Origin of the sequence: Glycomyces sp. L485 (assembly GCF_022548875.1) — a bacterium.
In the GTDB taxonomy this organism is placed as follows: Bacteria; Actinomycetota; Actinomycetes; order Mycobacteriales; family Micromonosporaceae; genus Glycomyces.
Genome location: NZ_JAKZEW010000095.1, coordinates 1 through 543, shown reverse-complemented (window position 1 = coordinate 543; position 543 = coordinate 1). Strand labels below are relative to the sequence as shown.

Annotated in this window: 1 rRNA gene; it reads left to right on the top strand. The window is 56.9% G+C overall.

The annotated features are described in order from the left end of the window. Positions 1-543, top strand: a 23S ribosomal RNA gene (locus tag L0U85_RS20160); the annotation flags it as partial.

Sequence of the window (543 nt, the reverse complement as noted above, 5' to 3'; positions counted from 1 at the left end):
CATCTCAGTACCTGCTGTGGAGAAAACAAGAGTGATTCCGTGAGTAGCGGCGAGCGAAAGCGGAGGAGGCTAAACCGGGTTCGTGTGATAGCCGGCAGGCGTTGCGGGTTCGGGGTTGTGAGACGTTGTCGTTGCCTTCTGCCGAGGGCAGGTTCTTTTCCCATCGATTAGCTGAATGGCTTGGGATGGTCGACCGGAGTGGGTGAGAGTCCCGTAGGTGAAGGTCGTTGGGGAAGTTCGGATGGTGTTCTCGAGTAGCGCGGGTTTCGTGGAGGCTCGTGTGAATCTGCCAGGACCGTCTGGTAAGCCTAAAATGGTCCGGTGACCGATAGTGGATAGTACCGTGAGGGAATGGTGAAAAGTACCCCGGGAGGGGAGTGAAATAGTGCCTGAAACCATGTGCCTGTAATCCGTCAGAGCTTGGCGGGTGGCTTCGGCTGCCTGTGGGCAAGTGATGGCGTGCCTTTTGAAGAATGAGCCTGCGAGTTATGGTATGCAGCGAGGTTAACCCGTGTGGGGGAGCCGGAGCGAAAGCGAGTCTGA